The sequence below is a fragment of the Enterococcus sp. DIV0840 genome, assembly GCF_050527835.1.
Classification (GTDB): Bacteria; Bacillota; Bacilli; order Lactobacillales; family Enterococcaceae; genus Enterococcus_L; species Enterococcus_L ureasiticus.
In genome coordinates this window covers 1354829-1371231 of record NZ_CP172876.1, presented here as the reverse complement: position 1 = coordinate 1371231, position 16403 = coordinate 1354829, and the positions used below count along the sequence as shown (strand labels likewise).

The 16403-nt window shown below is 37.7% G+C and carries 18 protein-coding genes; all 18 read right to left on the bottom strand.

The genetic code is table 11. The features are described from left to right. Positions 1-264: 264 nt before the first annotated feature. The 18 genes from IGL98_RS06485 to IGL98_RS06400 all read right to left on the bottom strand — a co-directional run bounded on the left by IGL98_RS06485 (position 265) and on the right by IGL98_RS06400 (position 16392). Entirely contained in the window at positions 265-441 is a 177-nt protein-coding gene (locus IGL98_RS06485) for a DNA-directed RNA polymerase subunit beta (protein ID WP_010763298.1), read from the bottom strand. 14 nt (positions 442-455) lie between these two features. Continuing rightward, the gene (murA, locus tag IGL98_RS06480) at positions 456-1754 is read right to left on the bottom strand and encodes a UDP-N-acetylglucosamine 1-carboxyvinyltransferase (protein WP_206846490.1); all 1299 of its coding nucleotides are present in this window, start codon (positions 1752-1754) and stop codon (positions 456-458) included. A 106-nt stretch (positions 1755-1860) separates the two neighbouring features. Continuing rightward, entirely contained in the window at positions 1861-2097 is a 237-nt protein-coding gene (locus tag IGL98_RS06475) for a DUF1146 family protein (protein WP_069645162.1), read from the bottom strand. A 305-nt stretch (positions 2098-2402) separates the two neighbouring features. Next, positions 2403-2822 carry a F0F1 ATP synthase subunit epsilon gene (locus tag IGL98_RS06470; protein WP_206846486.1) on the bottom strand — a complete coding sequence of 140 codons (420 nt, stop codon included), beginning with the start codon at positions 2820-2822 and terminating at the stop codon, positions 2403-2405. 18 nt (positions 2823-2840) lie between these two features. Next, entirely contained in the window at positions 2841-4247 is a 1407-nt protein-coding gene (atpD, locus tag IGL98_RS06465; protein ID WP_206846485.1) for a F0F1 ATP synthase subunit beta, read from the bottom strand. 142 nt (positions 4248-4389) lie between these two features. Further along, the gene (locus IGL98_RS06460) at positions 4390-5310 is read right to left on the bottom strand and encodes a F0F1 ATP synthase subunit gamma (protein WP_069645165.1); all 921 of its coding nucleotides are present in this window, start codon (positions 5308-5310) and stop codon (positions 4390-4392) included. 15 nt (positions 5311-5325) lie between these two features. After that, on the bottom strand, positions 5326-6882 hold the full coding sequence (gene atpA, locus IGL98_RS06455; protein ID WP_206846484.1) for a F0F1 ATP synthase subunit alpha: 1557 nt from the start codon (positions 6880-6882) through the stop codon (positions 5326-5328). Positions 6883-6910: 28 nt separating this feature from the next. Next, a complete protein-coding gene (atpH, locus tag IGL98_RS06450; RefSeq protein WP_206912222.1) occupies positions 6911-7453 on the bottom strand; it encodes an ATP synthase F1 subunit delta in 543 nt (180 codons plus the stop codon). Further along, complete coding sequence (atpF, locus tag IGL98_RS06445) at positions 7440-7967, bottom strand: F0F1 ATP synthase subunit B (protein WP_206846480.1); 528 nt, start codon at positions 7965-7967, stop codon at positions 7440-7442. The genes atpH and atpF overlap by 14 nt, the downstream gene beginning before the upstream one ends. Positions 7968-8449: 482 nt before the next feature. Further along, positions 8450-8662 carry a F0F1 ATP synthase subunit C gene (gene atpE / locus IGL98_RS06440; RefSeq protein WP_069645169.1) on the bottom strand — a complete coding sequence of 71 codons (213 nt, stop codon included), beginning with the start codon at positions 8660-8662 and terminating at the stop codon, positions 8450-8452. A 42-nt stretch (positions 8663-8704) separates the two neighbouring features. Further along, complete coding sequence (gene atpB, locus IGL98_RS06435; RefSeq protein ID WP_206912224.1) at positions 8705-9421, bottom strand: F0F1 ATP synthase subunit A; 717 nt, start codon at positions 9419-9421, stop codon at positions 8705-8707. Positions 9422-9758: 337 nt separating this feature from the next. Next, the gene (gene smpB, locus IGL98_RS06430; RefSeq protein WP_069639814.1) at positions 9759-10223 is read right to left on the bottom strand and encodes an SsrA-binding protein SmpB; all 465 of its coding nucleotides are present in this window, start codon (positions 10221-10223) and stop codon (positions 9759-9761) included. Between the two features lie 17 nt (positions 10224-10240). After that, positions 10241-12589: a ribonuclease R gene (rnr, locus tag IGL98_RS06425; RefSeq protein WP_206846477.1), complete on the bottom strand. Its 2349-nt coding sequence runs from the start codon at positions 12587-12589 to the stop codon at positions 10241-10243. Further along, positions 12586-13353, bottom strand: a complete 768-nt coding sequence (locus IGL98_RS06420; RefSeq protein ID WP_422851623.1) for an alpha/beta hydrolase — start codon at positions 13351-13353, stop codon at positions 12586-12588. The genes rnr and IGL98_RS06420 overlap by 4 nt, the downstream gene beginning before the upstream one ends. Before the next feature lie 141 nt (positions 13354-13494). Then, positions 13495-13731: a preprotein translocase subunit SecG gene (gene secG / locus IGL98_RS06415; protein WP_069645173.1), complete on the bottom strand. Its 237-nt coding sequence runs from the start codon at positions 13729-13731 to the stop codon at positions 13495-13497. Between the two features lie 156 nt (positions 13732-13887). Beyond that, positions 13888-14163: a GNAT family N-acetyltransferase gene (locus IGL98_RS06410; RefSeq protein ID WP_206846474.1), complete on the bottom strand. Its 276-nt coding sequence runs from the start codon at positions 14161-14163 to the stop codon at positions 13888-13890. A 2-nt stretch (positions 14164-14165) separates the two neighbouring features. Next, the gene (locus IGL98_RS06405) at positions 14166-14438 is read right to left on the bottom strand and encodes a (4Fe-4S)-binding protein (protein WP_206846473.1); all 273 of its coding nucleotides are present in this window, start codon (positions 14436-14438) and stop codon (positions 14166-14168) included. 163 nt (positions 14439-14601) lie between these two features. Further along, positions 14602-16392 carry a heavy metal translocating P-type ATPase gene (locus IGL98_RS06400; RefSeq protein ID WP_206846472.1) on the bottom strand — a complete coding sequence of 597 codons (1791 nt, stop codon included), beginning with the start codon at positions 16390-16392 and terminating at the stop codon, positions 14602-14604. Between the last annotated feature and the right edge of the window lie 11 nt (positions 16393-16403).

Genomic DNA, 16403 nt, shown 5'->3' with positions numbered 1-16403 from the left:
CATTTAATTTTATATAAAATAAACCTGCTGTAATAGGATTCGTATTTTTTTTATTAGAAAATACCCTAAACTTGTATTATCATTTTTTGTTATATTTACTGTAATAGTATCTATAAAAAAACAGATTAAAATCAACAAAAACCCTTTATATTACAATATTTTTACAAATATATATAGTTATAAAATATAAAACGGTCGTTATTTTATGCTAACAAAAAAACAATCCAAACAAAAATACAGTTTGGATTGTTTTTGTATTAAGGCCTATTTAAAAAAATCTAGAATATGAGTCCAAATTTCCTCTTTGAACACATCTTTTGGATTCCCTCCGCCGACTACTCCATAACCGATCATCGTACCAGCAACAAATAAAATAATCACTAAGGCAATCACTACTAAAACTTTCAACAAAGTCACTATAATATAGCGTGTCGAACTCATATCTATTTCCCCTTTTATCTAACTGCTGACATTTTCTTTTCTGTCGCTTTTTCGTCGTTTACTCGTTCCACTTTTGCTCCTAATTTTTGAAGTTTTTCATGGAATTTATAGTAACCGCGATCTAAATATTCTAAGTGTGATACGCGCGTAATACCTTGAGCACGTAATCCAACTAAAATCAATGCAGCGGCCGCACGTAAATCTGTTGCCTCTACAGCAGCTCCCTGTAATGCTTGACTACCATTGATAATAGCAATATTGCCATCCATTTTCACATCAGCATTCATTCGTTGCATTTCTTCTAAATGTTGGAAACGATTTTCAAAAACTGTCTCAGTTACAACACTTGAACCGTCTGCTACCATTTGTATCGCAGTCATTTGTGCTTGCATGTCTGTCGGGAAGCCAGGATGCGGCATTGTTTTAATGTCTGTTGGTTTGATTACTTTAGGACCAATGACGCGCAAACCGCCTCTTTCTTCACGAATAACAGCGCCCATTTCAGTTAATTTAGAAATAAGTGGACGATTATGTTCAGGAATTGCTTCTTCGATCAACACATCTCCTTCAGTCATCGCAGCTGCAACCATGAAAGTTCCCGCTTCAATACGATCTTGAACAATTGAATGTTCAACAGCATGAAGTTTTTTCACACCTTCAATACGCATCATTTCAGTACCTGCACCGACAATTTTAGCGCCCATTTTGTTAAGGATATTCGCTAAATCAACGATTTCAGGTTCTCTAGCAACGTTTTCGATAACTGTCGTACCTTTGGCTTTAACAGCGGCCATCATGATATTTTGAGTAGCACCTACGCTTGGGAAATCCAAATAAATCGTATTTCCGATCAATTCATCCGCAATTGCTTCGATATACCCATTTTTTTGAATGATCTTCGCGCCTAATGCTTGGAAGCCTTTTAAGTGCAAGTCAATTGGACGTTTACCAATTGCACATCCTCCAGGCATAGCAACTTTTGCATGACCATTGCGAGCCAATAAAGGACCCATTACAACGATTGACGCTCTCATTTGACTAACATACTCATAATTTGCTTCGATGCCTAACGGCTGCGTTGCATCTATTGTAACTTGGTTCTCTTCTTCATTAAATTCGATATCTACGTTTAAGTGTTTGATTACTTGGTTCATTGTAAAGACATCTGAAAGAATCGGTACATTATTTAATGTAGTTGTTCCTTCTTCTGCTAAAAGGGTTGCTGCTAAAATTGGCAATACTGCATTTTTAGCCCCTTCGATTTTCACAGTTCCTTTTAATTGGTTACCACCATGAACAATAATCTGTTCCATTTTGTTCCCCCCAAAAAAGTTAGAATTGGATACTTCGATCCAAAATCTTTTCTATTATACCACTATTCACCAACAAATAGTATCTTTTCTTTTTATTCATCAATCTTTATGGGAAAAATACAATAAATAAGTTACGGCATAACGCAAGAAACTCTAAGAAAAACGAGCTTACAGTAAAGCCGATAACAATTGAAATCAAGACGATCAGTAACCGTACTTGAGTGGTTTGATGCGCTTTGAAAAACTGTTCTATTCTAATAGATTGCATTGCCCAAAAACTAACATAGATAAACATCATATGGCAGATGATCCGAATCACTGCATCGATACCAAAAAATTGCATAAATTTCTCCTTACTTTAAAAGCTGAAGAATAGGACTAAGGTATTTTTCCCCTCATTCTTATCTTTTTTCCGAGAGATTAGCCTGTAAAGCTAGATAATATAAAAAGCGTATTGTGCTTTTTCCAACTCTGATTGAAAAGTTTCCACAGCCTTATTTAAGTAATATAAAGTTAGTTTATCACAAATTGCCTCAAACAAAAAATAAAGATTCTTAACTTTCATAAAAATAACATATGTATGCTGTTTTATTTACTATACGAGATGGCTGAGACATCACTATTTTGCTGTCTCAGCCACTCATAAATTTAGGTATGTTTTGACACATTGATCCGATTGATCGCTCGGTGAAGTGCAACTGTTGCACGGCGTAATTCATCCGTATTAGCATTTTCCTTCGCTTTTTCAATCATACGCTCAGCACGATGTTTTGCACGTTCTGCGCGGCTTACATCAATATCTCTTTCACGTTCTGCACTATCGGCAATGATTGAAACAACGTTATCACGTACTTCCATAATACCGCCATTCACAGCGATCCAATCCACATGTGTATCAGAATCGGTCCTTTTTACACGTACTTCATCGATTGCTAAAGGAACGATGATCGGTGCATGTTTAGGTAAGATACCAATTTCGCCATCTGTTGTTTTTGCAACAACGATCGTTGCACGATGATCATAAACCAATCCATCAGGAGTCACCACATTGACAGTTAAACAATCCATTTCTGTGTCTCCTCCTTTTTAGTAGTTCAACGTTTTAGCTTTTTCAATAACGTCTTCAATTCTACCGACACTACGGAAAGCTTCTTCCGGTAAGTCGTCATATTTCCCATCAAGAATCTCTCTGAATCCTTTGACTGTATCAGCAACAGGGACATAAGAACCAGGTTGTCCTGTAAATTGTTCGGCTACGTTAAAGTTTTGTGATAAGAAGAACTGAATACGACGGGCACGGCCAACCAAGACTTTTTCTTGATCAGATAGCTCGTCCATCCCTAAAATTGCAATGATATCTTGTAATTCACGATAACGTTGCAATACGTGCTGTACTTCTGTCGCTACGGCGTAATGCTCGTCACCTACAACTTCGGGTGCTAAAGCGCTTGAAGATGAAGCTAATGGATCAACTGCGGGGTAAATACCCATTTCAGTTAAACGACGTTCCAAGTTAGTTGTTGCATCTAAATGGGCGAATGCTGTTGCTGGCGCCGGGTCAGTATAGTCATCAGCTGGTACATAGATTGCTTGAATCGATGTGATCGAGCCTTTTTTAGTTGAAGTTATACGTTCTTGTAATTGACCCATTTCAGTGGCAAGTGTTGGTTGATAACCAACCGCTGAAGGCATACGACCTAGTAAGGCTGAAACCTCAGAACCTGCTTGAGTGAAACGGAAAATATTATCGATGAACAATAACACATCTTGGCCTTCAACATCACGGAAATATTCCGCAATCGTTAAACCAGTCAATGCCACACGCATACGTGCACCAGGAGGTTCATTCATTTGACCGAATACCATGGCTGTTTTTTCAATAACACCAGAGTCTTTCATTTCAAAATAAAGGTCATTCCCCTCACGAGTTCGTTCACCAACACCGGTAAATACAGAAATACCACCATGTTCTTGCGCAATATTATGAATCAATTCTTGAATCAAAACGGTTTTACCAACACCGGCACCACCGAATAGTCCGACTTTACCACCTTTTAAATACGGGGCTAATAAATCGATCACTTTGATTCCTGTTTCTAAAATTTCGTTACTTGTGCTTAAATCAGCAAAATCAGGGGCTTTCTTATGAATACCGCTGCGTATTGCGTCTTCTGGGAATGGTTCTTCCAAATCGATTGTATCACCTAAAACGTTGAATACACGACCCAATGTTTCTTTCCCTACCGGAACAGAAATCGGTTTTCCAGTATCAATAACTTCCATTCCGCGTTGTAATCCATCAGTGGACTCCATTGCAATCGAACGGATGACACCGTCCCCTAATTCTAAAGCTACTTCTAAAACGACTTTTTGTTTTTCTTCGCCGTTTTTGTAAACGACTAATGCATTATTTATATCTGGTAAGGATTGATCTAGTGAAAATTCCACGTCAACAACGGGACCGATTACTTCAACAATCTTTCCTGAACTCATGTGTCTTTCCTCCGTTTCGTTTGAAGAGGCCATAAAAATATCGAAGGCTCGACAGTTTTAGACCCTAACGAGGTCATGATAAAACCTGTCTTCTCTAATACTTAGTAAGAACTTCGAGCCACGCAGGCTCGAATCTTGTTTGTTATTCTAAAGCAGCTGCACCAGCTACGATTTCGGTGATTTCTTGTGTAATTGCTCCTTGACGAGCCCGATTGTAAGAAATCGTCAAATCGCTAATAATGTTTTGCGCATTATCTGTGGCTGTTTTCATCGCTGTCATCCCAGCAGCATGTTCTGCTGTTTTGGCATCAATAATTGCGCCATAAATCAAACTTTCAGCATATTGAGGCAACAAATTATCTAAGATTGCTTCTTCTGAAGGCTCTAGGATATATTCTTGCTCATAGGTTGTCGCTTCGTCCGGATCTAAATCAGAAATCGGCAGCATTTTTTCTACACGAAACTGACTTGTCAATGAATTGATGTGGTGATTATAACAAACATACAACTCATCAAACACTTCATTTTCATACATTGTAGTCGCAGTTGAAACGATTTTTCTAACTTCATCAAAGCTAGGTTGATCACTTAGTCCACGAAGTTCATAGGCAACATTTATGCCACGAGCTTTAAAAAAATCTGCACCAGTTCCACCGATAGCAACCAAGACATATTCATCTTGCGATTTATGGTCATCTGCCATCATTTTCATCGTTTGTTTCAAAATTGAACTGTTATAGCCGCCAACCAATCCTTTATCGGAGGTAATGACGATATAACCTGTTTTTTTCACGGGACGTGATGTCAGCATCATATGGTAGTTTCCACTTTCTGATGCTTCTTCATTGTCATATGAATCCAATTCTTCCAGATCACTTAATTGAGCTGCAACAAGATGCGTAACGATAGAACGGATTTTTGATGCATATTCTTGAAAGCTTCTAGAAGCGGCTTCTGATTTTGTCAGTTTAGCGCCCGAAACCATCTGCATAGCATTAGTGATTTGACTGGTTTTTTTAGTTGAAGCAATGCGTTGTTTGATTTCATTTAATGAAGCACCCAATTCTTGTCACCTCTCTTACGCATTTTGAATTGATTCAAGTGTATCTTTAGCTGTAGATCTTTCTGAATTTGCTGCTCCGAAAATCTCTTTGAATTCGCTAATTGCTGCATCTAGATCTTCTGATTTTGGCAAATCTTTCGTTGTACGGATCGTTTCAAATAATTCAGGATGTTTGCCGTCCAAAAAGTCAAATAATTCTGATTCGAAATCTAGGATTTTTGCAACACTGATACTATCTAAAAATCCGTGGGTCAACGCATATAAAATCACTACTTGCTTTTCAACTGCTAATGGTGCATGTAATTTTTGTTTTAAAATCTCAACGGTACGACGTCCGCGGTTTAGTTTGGCTTGAGTTGCCGCATCTAAATCAGAACCAAACTGAGTAAATGCTTCTAATTCACGGTAACTTGCTAAATCTAAACGAAGTGTACCAGCAACTTTTTTCATTGCTTTGATTTGTGCTGAACCACCAACGCGTGATACGGAAAGACCGGCATCAACGGCTGGACGAGTACCTGCATAGAACAAATCGCTTTCTAAGAAAATTTGTCCATCCGTAATTGAAATAACGTTTGTCGGAATATAAGCAGAAATATCTCCGGCTTGTGTTTCAACAAATGGTAAAGCAGTCATTGAACCGCCACCTAATTCGTCACTTAATTTTGCCGCACGTTCTAATAAACGTGAATGTAGATAGAACACATCACCTGGATATGCTTCCCGACCTGGAGGACGACGTAGCAGCAATGAAAGTTCACGGTAAGCTACAGCTTGTTTTGATAAGTCATCAAAGATGATCAAAACATGTTTGCCGTTGTACATGAATTCTTCACCCATCGCAGCTCCTGCATAAGGCGCAATATAGAGTAATGGAGCTGGTTGAGACGCTCCTGCATTTACAATAATCGTATAATCTAGTGCACCATAAGCTCTTAACGTTTCAACTTGGTTACGGACAGTTGATTCTTTTTGGCCGATAGCGACATAGATACAAATAACATCTTGACCTTTTTGATTGATAATCGTATCGATGGCAATAGATGTTTTACCTGTTTTACGGTCACCAATAACTAATTCACGTTGACCACGACCAATTGGTACTAAGGCATCGATTGCTTTAAGACCTGTTTGCATCGGTTGATCGACTGATTTTCTTTGCATAACACCTGGAGCTGCCGCTTCTACTGGACGTGTTTTATCTGTTTTGATTTCGCCTAGGCCGTCGATCGGTTGACCTAATGGATTAACAACACGGCCGATCATTGCTTCGCCGACAGGGACTTCCATGATTTTACCAGTACGTTTGACTTTGTCGCCTTCTCGAATGGTTTCAAAATCACCTAAAATGATAATACCGACATCATTGGTTTCTAAATTTTGCGCCATTCCATATGAGCCATTAGAAAATTCAAGTAGTTCTCCACTCATCGCGTTTTCTAATCCATGGGCACGAGCAATTCCATCCCCAACATATGTGACAGTCCCAATTTCTTCGACTGCTAATTCTTGTTGATAATTTTTGATCTGTTCCTTAATCAAGGCACTGATTTCTTCTGCTTTGATAGCCATTCAATTCACCTCTTTATTGTGCTGAACGTTATTTTAATAACAATTCTTGGGTTCGTTCTAATTGCTTATGGATACTACCGTCGATCACTTTATAATTGGCTTCTATAATCACGCCACCAACGATTTCGGGATCAATTAAATTGATTAAATTCGCTTTTTCATACCCTAAAAGTTTTGCTGCTTTTTCTTCCATTAACTGATGTTGCTCTTTTGTCAACGGTACAGCTGTTAATGCTGTTCCTAAGAGTAAACTTTTGTGCTCATCATAACGTCTTTCGTATTCATCAATCATCAATAATAAATCATTCATACGACTATAGTTATAAACGACATATAAGAAGTTTTCTATTGTTCCTTCAAAGCCGCTAACTAATTGTTTCATGATTTCATCTTTTTCGTATGGTTCAAGGCGGACATCACTTAAAATATCGCCTAATTCTGGAACTTCGTGAAAAATCTCTCTAAGTTTTAATAAGTCCTGATAAATGCTGTCAGCTTCTTGCTTTTCAATCGCCAACTCAAACAAAGCTTTGCCGTAGCGTTTACCTACCGTATACTTATCTAACTTCATTTGTCTTACCTAAGCCTTCGATATAAGAATTGATCAATGAATCATGTGCATCTGGAGTCAATTCTTTGTTTAAAATTTTCTCTGCAATTTGTAGAGACAAGCTCGCCACTTCATCTTTAACAGATGCCAATGCTTCTTCATGCTCTTGAGAAATATCAAGACGTGCTTTTTCTCGTAAACGTGACACTTCATCATTGGTTTCTGCTAACATTTTTTGACGGTTTTGATCTCCGTTCTCTTTCGCTTGTTTAATGATTTCTGCTGCTTCAGATTTAGAAGAAAGCAATTTTTGTTGGCGTTCTTCTTGCATCTTAGCGGCTGCTATTCGAGATTGCTCTGCAGAATCTAAATCGTTGGCAATTTTATCTTCACGTTTTTTTAACATATCAGTGATTGCTTCCCAAGCGAATTTCTTGATTAGAAGCATCAAAATTAGAAAAGCGCCACTTACGACAATCATCGTGCCTATTGTTGTACTTGGTCCTGCTTCACCGATTACTAAATAATCTAGCATGAAGTTTCAACTTCCTTTCTCTGCAATTCTCTTTGGTGATGTTGTTGAATTGATTCTTTATATGGTTTGTTTTATCTTATTGTTGTTTCATTTATCGCTCGTTGTTCGCCAAGTACTGCTCATCATCAGCTCTTCTATTTTAAAATAGCTACAGACTAATCTTGATGTTTTTAGTGGCCAACTTTGCTTTTGGTGAAGCTTGATGTTTCTTTTAATAGGTTACTTCTCTCACTTCGTTCGCCAAGTACTGCTCATCATCAGCTAATCTATTTTAAAATAGCTACAGACTAATCTTGATGTTTTTAGCGGCTAACTTTGCTTTTGGTGAAGCTTGATGTTTCTTTTAATAGGTTACTTCTCTCACTTCGTTCGCCAAGTACTGCTCATCATCAGCTCTGCCAGAGGCAGTCGCTGTGATTCGCAGCAAAGAAAGCAGTAACGCGTGGCGTTTTAAAAACTCAGCGTCCTGCCTTCTAAAGAGATTATTTAAGCACTAATAACAATGCAATAACTACACCTAGAATAGGAACCGCTTCGATTAAGGCAACCCCGATAAACATTGTTGTTCTTAGTTGTCCAGCCATTTCTGGTTGGCGTGTCATTGATTCGATTGTTTTTGAGATAACTTTTCCGTTACCGTATGCTGCTCCGACTGCTGCTCCGAAAACTGCTATTGCTGCTGCGATATAATTCATTATTGTTTTCCTCCTAAGAAATAGTTGTTTTTTATTTATTGTTTATTCTTCGACTTCAACTTTGTGAGCCATGTAAACCATTGATAATGTTACGAATATAAATGCTTGAATTGCGCCGATAAATAATGAAAAGGCTAACCAGACCATTTCTAGTGGTATCGCTAGTGGAATCGTCCATAGTCCTACACTTGATACAAGTCCTGCAATCAGTCCAAGTAATACTTCACCGGCAAAAATATTTCCGTATAAACGTAGCGCCAAAGTAAGCAAGTTCGTAAATTCTTCCATTAACTTGATCGGCATTAGAAAAGCTACTGGACTTAAAAAGCTATTTTTGAAATATCCTTTTAATCCAAAACGGCTAACACTGAAGAAATGCGTTAACGCAATCATGATCAATGCTAATGTCAAAGTGACCATTGGATCGGCTGTTGGGCTCTTCCAATAAGTGTAATCACCGATAGCGACTTTTGTCACTAAACCAATGATATTCGCAACCAAGACGAACATAAACATCGTGAATGCTAGCAGGTGAAAATTTGTTACTTCTTTACTTGGCATATTGTCGGTAATGATTCCCCGAACAAAATCAATGAGATACTCAATGACATTTTGTTTGCCTTTTGGTTTCGTTTGAATATTCCTTGTGCAGAAATATACTATCCCAAAGACAATGACACATGTTAACAAAACCATTAAACAAATCGTTCCGTCAAACCAAATTGGCCCAATCTTGAAGAGTAGTGTCTTCTCTTCCAAATTATTTCACCTCTTTTCCAACAAACTTGCGAGAAGCTTAAAAGGCTTCTATTTCTTAACCACACGTATCATACCACCAACGATGAATAATTTCAAAAGAATTTCATGAAAATTGGACACTTCTTTTAATATGACAAAATATTAAAAGAATAGAGTCCTATTAGTATTTGGCAGTACATAGGCCAGTTACTGAAAAAATGATGAAAACTCATCATTTCCATTACACTCTACCAAACTTTCCGCCTAAGATAAAGCAAAGAAAATAAATATGCGAAAAAGAATAAAATCGACACTAAAATGGTTTCATTTCATTCAAAAATACATGAATTTTAATAAATTACCGCAAATTGTTTTTTAGTGTCCGGCTAATTTCACGATTAATTTCTTTTCGTTTCAAATCTTCCCGTTTATCATATTGTTTTTTCCCTTTTGCAAGACCAATCAAGACTTTGGCATAACCATTGCGGATATAAACTTTTAAAGGAATAATCGTGATTCCAGTATTTTTCGTCTCAGCAATCAGCTTGGCGATTTGCTTTTTGTGTAGTAACAATTTTCTTGTTCGTAGAGGATCATGATTGAAAATATTTCCCTGCTCATAAGGACTGATATGCACATTGAGCAGATACGCTTCTCCATTTCTGATTCTAGCAAAACCATCTTTTAAGTTGATTCTTCCATTTCGGATCGATTTGATTTCTGTTCCTTGTAAAACTATTCCAGCTTCCATTGTATCAACAACAGTATAGTCATGCCGAGCCTTACGATTTTGGGCAATCAGCTTGCCTTCCCCTTTTGGCATACCCATTCCTCCATTTTCTATTTTTTCTTTTGTTTCTTCGGTTTTTTCTTTTTGGCTACTTCTTTATAGAATGGCTTTTTGCCTTTTTTCTTGTTTTTCTTTTGTGTGAACGGCTTCTTATCAGCATTATTGCGATCTGAAGTTCGTTTTCGGCGTCCATCTTGACGTTTCTTTTGTTTTGGCGCTTCAATTTTCTCAACTTCTTCTGCTTCAAGAAATTCAAAATCGATTTCTCTCGTTTCTGGATCTGCTTTATCTACTTTGACTTTGACTTTTTGACCGATTTTTAAGGTCATTCCTGTTCGTTCCCCAACAAGTGCCATATGGTTTTCAATAAAATGGAAATAATCTTGTTTCAGATTATTGACGTGGATCAAGCCTTCAATCGTGTTCGGCAGCTCTACAAATAGTCCAAAACGAGTCACTGAACTGATGATGCCATCGTATTCTTCACCAATTTTATCTGCCATAAATTCAGCTTTCTTCATTGAATCAACTTCACGCTCTGTCTCAACTGCCCGACGTTCCATTCTTGAGCTATGATCAGCAATATCTGGTAAATTTTGTTCCCATTTTTCTTTTAGTTTTTCTGAAACTTTTCCTTCATAACTACGTATCAATCGATGAACGATCAAATCTGGGTAACGACGGATCGGTGACGTAAAGTGGGTATAATATTCTGCCGCCAAACCATAATGACCATAGTTATCCTCTGAGTAACGAGCTTGCTGCATACTACGCAACAACATTGTATTGATCACAGCTTCTTCTGGTTTATCAGCAACTTGTTCCAAGACTTTTTGTAAGTCTTTTGGCGTGATATCTGACTTTGTTCCTTTGACTACAATGCCTAACACAGCCGCAAAATCAAAGAAGCGTTGCATTTTCTCTTCTTTCGGTTGTTCATGGATCCGATAAATAAATGGCAATTTCAACTCATTGAAATGTTTAGCAACAGTTTCATTTGCTGCCAACATAAATGATTCGATTAAACGTTCACCAACACCGCGTGTGCGAAGTAAAATATCATGTGGATGACCATTTTCATCAACTAGCACTTTTGCTTCACGGTCTTCAAATGAAATTGCACCGCGATTTTCACGCATTTGTTCAAGAATTTGGTGAAGTTCCCCCATTTCTTGAAACATCGTTAGTAATTTTTTGTAACGTTTCATTGTTTCCGGCTTTTGTTCTTCTAAAATTTCATTGACGGCTGTATAAGTCATTCGCTCAGTCGTTTGGATCACACTTTGGAAAATGTCATGTTTCACTATGTGACCATCAGGCGTTATCTCCATTTCGCAACTCATCGTAAGTCTTGGCACGTTAGGATTTAGTGAACAAATACCATTAGACAAGCGTTGTGGGATCATCGGTACAACTCGGTCAGTTAGATAAACACTAGTCCCGCGCTCATAAGCTTCTTGATCTAAAACACTGCCTTCAGTGACATAATAAGAAACATCGGCAATATGCACCCCTAAGAAATAATTGCCGTTTTCTAATTTCCGTACTGCTACTGCATCATCTAAATCTTTAGCATCTTCTCCATCGATTGTGACGATCATTTGATCACGTAAATCTCTACGACCTTCGATATCAGCATCTGAAATTGCATCAGGTACTTTGTCCGCTTCCGCGACCACTTCATCAGGAAAACTTGTCGGGATGCCGTGAGCCACAACAATCGATAAAATATCCATACCAGGATCGTTTTTGTGACCGACTACTTTTTTGACGATACCTTCTAAACTTTTTGGATATTCTTTTTCAGGATAGTGCGTCACTTCTACGATCACAATGCTGCCGTCAACTGGTTTGATTCCTTGTGCTGCAATGTTAAAGGTCAAGCCTGTCATTTTTTTATCTTTTGAAACAGCATAACCGTAAAGGTCGGTTTCGCTTACTTCTTTTTCGTCATAGGCAATAAATTCACCGACAACTTGCGTGATCGCACGCGTTTTGATTTCTACTATTTTTCCTTCAGCTCCGCGATCTGAAAATGGGTCTGCTGGCTGAACAATATCAATTACAACGATATCACCATCCATCGCAAAATTGACAGCTTCTTTTGGAATATAGACATCGGCTTCTTCTGGGTCAATGGTCACAAACCCAAAGCCGCGTTCATTCGCACGAAAAGTTCCTTCGATATCTCCATTTTTTTGCGGCAAACGGATTTTGCCTTTTTTGTTGAATTCTACTGATTTTTCACGTTCCATCGTTGCAACAGTTTGAACCAACAGTTTAAAATCTGAGCTCTTTTGTAGTTGCAAACCTACCGCGATTTCTTCCATAGAAAAACTTTTTTTCGTCTGGTTTTCCATAAAAGATAGGATTTTTTCCTTGATTGTTTGTTTTGTCATTCTTTCTCCTCATTCCAAGACAATGTATTTAAAAATGCAAATACATCTTGTTCTAATTGTTTATGATCTGGTCCAATTGTCAGCACATGTCCGCTATTTGGATACCAGTTTAATGCAAATCGTGTTTGGGCTAGCGCTTGTGCCGTCTGATAGACGCCTAACGGATCGATCATTTCATCTTTACCAGCTTGTGCCATAAAAACGGGAACATTTACTTGTCCAAGTTTATTGGCCGTTTGTTCAGAAAAAGCTTCAATATCTTTTAGTTGAACGTAAGAAGCTTCTTTGATTTTTACCATTCGTTCTGCTCGTTCATCAGTTGAAACACCAGCTGTTTTTAATACTTTATCAGCATAAAGAACGAAATTTTCTGGCACTTTATTTTTTACTGGGAAAATGGGCGAACAGAAAAAGCCGCCACCGATAATTCCTTCTAATTGACTTGTCAATGCGCCCATCGTAAAAATACCACCCATTGAAAGACCAAAAACAGCCATTTCTTGATATCCTTTGTCTTTTAAAAATTGAACAGCTTCGACTGTATCTTGCCACCAATCATTAGTTGTCTTTTCCAAAATATCTTCTGGCGCAATAGTTGCATGACCAGAAAAATTAGGAGAATACACCGTATAATTTTCTTTCTCTAAATAACGACTCAGCATCCGAACATCGTTGCTGCTTCCTGAATAGGCGTGCAATAGTAGTACGGCACGGGGACCATTTTGCGTAAATAATGGTTTAGGTAGACTTATTTTTTTCACTATCTAATTCACCTCATCCCCATTTTAGCACATTATCTATTGAAAACCTTATGAAAAGAAAGATGTTGCAAGAACTTTTCTTAGAGAATTGTTCAACTTGTGTAAGAAAAAAAGCCCCTCAGTAAATGAGAGACTTCAAAGATTTTAATTCGATGATAATAATACTAAAATAAATAATAGTAACATCCAAACGGCACCAATAATCGCTGTCGCACGTTGCATAACAGCTTCAAATCCGCGTGCTTTTTGTTTACCGAAAAGTTTATCTGCGCCACCTGTAAATGCACTTGCTGCACTGTTTTGCTTACTTGGCTGCATCATAACGGCAATAACCATCACTACTGAAAGGATGATTACAAGTGTTAAAATAAAATTATACATAGTCTAATTCTCCCTTATTCACAAAATACATCTCTTATACTTTAGCATATTTTCAATTCAAATACCAGTTGTATTTGAAAAACCTTGATTTTTTTCATCTATATTGGATGAAAAAAAGTGATCTGTGCTTATTTAATCAAGCGCAGATCACCTTTACTAAGTTCTTAAAACATCACTATATTCTGGTTTTGTATCAAACTCTTTTTTAGCAAACGGACACAGCGGAATGATTTTTTTGCCTTCACGTCGAGCTTTTTCCACTCCGTTAAAGACTAATTTTTCTGCTAGTTTTTGTCCTCTGTAAGTTGGGTCAACAAATGTATGATCAATTATCATCATTTTGTCCCCTGCATTTGACCAAGTCATTTCACCAATTTCTTGATTGTCGTCATTTAATAATACAAAGCGATCTTGTTCTTCTTTGATTTCCATCGTTATTTTCCGTCCTTTCGAATGTATTTTAAAGCACCACTTGGACAGGTATCAATTACACGAATATTCTCTTCGATACTGCCGTTATCAGCAATAATCCAGGGTCTACGACCCACTTCAAAAACATCTGGATTACCGAAAACACAGTTGCCGATATGAGCACAAATGTCCTTACTATAATAAATATCCAAACCTTCTCCTGAATATTTACGATAACCTTCTTCTAAAAGTATTTCTTGTGTTACAGGTTTATCATTTATTTTGCTTCCATCCATCCAATTTTCCTCCTATTTAAAATACTGAGCGAGCTAGTATGTCAGCTAAATCACTATAAAATAACATTCGTTATCAATCGATTTATAAGTTGATTCTAACAATTTAAAAGCATAGTTGCAACTATCTGTTCTCCTAAAATAATACTCGTTAAAAAGATCCAACTCAATCATTTTTTGCCCGTAAGGAAGATAGAATCGAAACCGTATCCACCACTTCTTGTAAAACCGCACCAAATAAAGCGGGGATGATGCCTGTACTTGCTACTAACATCAAGACTGTACAAATCGTGATACCAATTAAAACCGATTGTTTCGCGATTTTCATGGTATCTTTAGAAATTTTCACTGCTGTACTGACTTTTTCTAAATCATCTTTTAAGATTACTGCATCAGCTGTTTCGCTTGCCGCCGTTGCGCCATGAGCTCCCATAGCAATACCAACATCGGCAATTGCTAAAGAAGGCGCATCATTCACACCATCTCCGACCATGATCACCGGCCGTTTAGAGTCAGGTATTTGCTTTAGCACATTGATTTTATCTTGAGGCAAACATTCCGCATAAACTTCGCTAATTCCAACTTCTTTTGCAATATCTTCTGCAACTATTTGATGATCTCCTGTCAACATCAACAAGTGGTCTACATGTAATTTTCGCAATTGATCCATCGTTTCTTTCGCTTCTGGACGAATACTATCTGTGAATGTGATGTAGCCTAAATAATGTTCATCTTGAGAAATGTAAACAATCGTTTGGTCTGCTATTTCTTCAATTTTTTGTTGAGAAATAAAGGCTGGTTTTCCAACACGGATCACTTTCCCTTCAATTGTTGCTTTGACACCAGCACCTGTTACTTCTTCTAAACCAGAAACCTTCTTTAACATTTCTGGTGAAGAGATATACGCTACAAGTGATCGTGCTAATATGTGACTGGATTCTTGTTCCGCACTTGCTGCTAAGACTAATAAATCTTCTGCTGAAACGCCACTTTCAGGAATAATTTTATCCACCGATAAAGCTCCCTTAGTAATCGTTCCCGTCTTATCAAAAGCAACTGATTTTGTTTCAGCCATTTTTTCCAATGTGGTACCTGTTTTTACGACAATCCCATTTCTACTTGAGCGGCTCATACCAGCAACTAAAGCGATTGGTGCTGCTAATATCAATGGGCAAGGTGAAGCCACGACCAACACTTCCGCAAACCTAGTTGGATCTTTTGAAATAAACCATGCTGCTCCTGCAATCACATAAGCTGTAATCGTAAAGGGGACAGCATAGCGATCGGCCATTCGCACAAAATGAGCAGGTTGTGCTTCTGAGTCTTTTACCAGTTTCACGATAGTTTGATATTGACTATCTGCTGCACTTTTTTCAGCTTGCATTGTAAGTGAGCTGTCGCCATTGATTGAACCTGACATCAATGGATCACCTATTTTTTTATTCACGGGACGTGATTCACCAGTTAAAGAAGATTCATCAACTTCAGATGTCCCTTTTATAATATAGCCGTCAACGGGAATTATTTCTCCTGGTTTAACCACAAGTTGATCACCTACGACGACGTTTTCTGCTGGGATATCTGTCAATGTATCATTGATCAGCTGATGCGCTTGTTGTGGTGAATTATCCAGCAACGATCTTAACTCTTTATTGGCCTTTTTAGCTGCATAATCTTCAAGAGAATCACCGCCTGTCAACATGATCAAAATCATCAAACTTGCCCAGTATTCGCCGACTGCTAACGTTGCAATGATTGCTGTTATCGCTAAAATATCCACACCGTATTTGCCTGATTTCAACGTTTTTACCATTTCTACTAACATTGAAAATGTCATGATTGAGCCCGTAATTATGATGATTCCAAACGCCCATGCTGGCTGATGAAAAATAAATTCAAATACTAATGCCAAAATCCCTGTCACGATCGTAATGATCAATTTCGTTAAATGTTTCATTTATACCACTC